At 40.9% G+C, this 2,887-nt stretch carries 2 protein-coding genes; both read left to right on the top strand.

Going from position 1 to position 2,887, the window contains the following annotated elements; genetic code table 11:
* On the top strand, positions 1-2,253 hold a 2,253-nt coding region (locus GD597_RS21620), incomplete at its 5' end, for a M4 family metallopeptidase (RefSeq protein ID WP_171610005.1).
* Positions 2,254-2,589: 336 nt separating this feature from the next.
* Positions 2,590-2,887: hypothetical protein (locus GD597_RS21615; RefSeq protein WP_216368655.1), on the top strand; the 298-nt coding region annotated here is incomplete at its 3' end.

Genomic DNA, 2,887 nt, shown 5'->3' with positions numbered 1-2,887 from the left:
GTCTCGCTGTTTCTTGTGATTGGCAAAACAGTAAAAGCTCAGACTGATGTAAGCCCTCAAGATTTCTGGAACGATACTTTGCGAAGCATAGCATTGCCAACAAGCAATGAAAGATGGATCGACCTTCGGGAAGATGTGGCAATCAAAGGGTCGGATTTTTTTAAGAAATATGGTTCAGCATTACGCCTTACGGCGGCAGATGAAATGCGCCAGGTTAAAATTAATAAAGACCCCATGGGCTATCTACACCTAGGTTTTAACCAATACTACAAAAACATACGAATAGCCAATGCAGAGTATATAGTTCATCTTAACAAGCAGGGATTGGCCTATGTGGCTAACGGCAGGTATGTACGTTCTATGAATAAAAATGTAACATACCAACTAAGCAGGACTCAGGCTTTAGACAAAGCGTTAGGAAAGATAAAAGCCACCCGATACAAATGGCAGGATAAATACTGGGAGCAGGAGATTAAAGAACGTACAAAGAAGTCCGACACCTCCTATTATCCCAAAGGTGAACTGATCTGGACCAAAGATTTGTCAAACGACAATTGGAAGGCTTCCAATTTCAGGTTGGCTTACCAATTTGACATATATGCATCTGCTCCCCGTATATCCAGACGCCTCGAGATTGATGCAAATACCGGCGAGGTGATCAACGATATACCATTGGAACTGAATTGTTCGCCTACTACCGTGAACACCATTTGGAATGGCAGCCGTTCAATAAGCACTCAATTGTATGGGTTTGTTCCTTACCGGCTTTTGGATGATTGCGATGCAACAAATTATTGGGTTCGGGATTACAACTTTAATTTCATGGACGAAACATATTCACCTGTTGAGATACTTGGTTCCAGTAACAATACCTGGTCGTCTAATAATAACCAAATATTTGGAGGGTCTGTTCTCTGGGCATTAAGATCTTCAGGTAATTATTTCAAAAATACCTATGCCAGAAACGGTTGGGACAATAATAATGGGCCGATATACGGTTATGTGAATGCTTATTTTATTTGTTACGATATATTCGGAAATGTATCTACTTGTTCCGACAACGCTTCATTCGACCCCAGTACCGGACAAATGTTTATTGGACTCGGCAGTAGCAACACACTTGCAAACAGTTTTGGTACCCTGGATATTGTTGGTCACGAATTTACACATGGAGTAACAGGCTCTACAGCAGGATTGGTTTACTCGGGTGAGTCAGGGGCGATTAATGAGTCACTGAGTGATATTTTTGGCACTACAATCGAAGGTGTTACCCTAAATACAAATAATGATTACCTGGTGGGTGATGACAGGACATCCGGTGCTTCCAGGTCATTATCCAACCCCAACCAATTTTTGCAGCCAGATACTTATCAGGGTACTTATTGGTATACAGGAACACTGGATAACGGAGGCGTGCATACAAATAGTGGGGTGATGAATTATTGGTTCTATCTTATTTCGAATGGCGGATCAGGAATCAATGATAAAGGCAGTGATTTTAAAGTATTAAGTATCAGTCCGTCTGTGGCCGCCTATATTACTTACCAGTCTTACTATTTCATGACCTCAACAACCAACTATACAGATGTGCGTAATGCCACAATTACTGCTGCCAAAACAACCTACGGCAATTGCTCCAATGAAGCATACCAGGTAGCCAATGCATGGTATGCGGTAGGCCTTGGCACCAAGCCAGTAACACTTGGCGATGGTGGCGTTTGTGGTGTATGGCCAGTTGGTAATACTGTAAACTATGCAGTTACTGGAAAAGTGGTTAGTCCACCTGTTGGCTGTGCTGGAAATTCAACTGCAGTGAGCGGTTCGGGCCCCACCAGTTTTACAGGTAGTGAATTAACTTTTCTGCCAGGGTTTAATGCTAAGGAAGGGGCCGACTTTCTTGCTTATGTTTCACTATGTAATATAGGTCTGGCTCCTGCTGGTTCACGGTCTTTTAATGCAGACAATGCATCGTCTGCTATTGCCGGCATTAACATGCAAAAACCCACCGTTGAAGGTTTCTCGGCAATGGTTTACCCTAACCCGGCAAGCACCAATGCAACGGTGCAGTTAAAGGGCGTTAAGGGCAATGTGTCTGTTGTTTTAACCAATTTGCAGGGTGCAGTATTATGGCGAAACGAGAGGGTTAACAGCAACAGTATTTCTATTGCTTTAGGACAATTACCGGTCGGAATGTATTTTATAAAAGTGAAAGACAACGAACATACAAAAGTGCTCAAGTTGATGAAAAAATAAATTGTTTGTTTCGGGCAATGCGTGTGAAGGCAAAAGCTGCCTCCGAAAGGAGGCGGCTTTTTTTGCAATTTTTGCATGGCTAATACATTACGAACGGTATCAGTAAAAAATAGCTGCCACATCGTATTTGCTCATTCTACCATTTTTTGTATATCCATCACCTCTAACCAGTATGAAATAAAATAAAATCATTTTATCACATAGAATAACTCCTAAAATTAGTACAGGCAGTTACTACATTTAGGAGTTAGATATACTAAGTTTAGTACAAATTCAATTCTTCTTTTTGGTTGAGATTTGTGTTACGGATAAAATCAAAAACCAAAAATCACTTTTATGAAAAAGATTTCGTTTTCTCTTTTCTTTCTTGCGATAGCTCATTTTGTTGCCCATGCACAAACAAACACATTTCCAACAACAGGCAATGTAGGTATAGGCACATTGGCGCCTGCATCAGCATTGGAAGTAGTGGGCACCAGTAAACTTGGTGGTGCTGCAAATAACATTAGTGTAGATGCAAATGGTAACCTGTTGTTTAATGGTACTGCTGCATATAAGGTAGGTGGCAACAAATATGCTTTTCAATATAGTGGTAATCCCAATTATGGTTTATTTTTTAGTCAAACCAATGTTC

Origin of the sequence: Limnovirga soli (assembly GCF_013106755.1) — a bacterium.
Taxonomy (GTDB): Bacteria; Bacteroidota; Bacteroidia; order Chitinophagales; family Chitinophagaceae; genus Limnovirga; species Limnovirga soli.
This window is presented reverse-complemented; position numbering and strand designations above follow the sequence as displayed.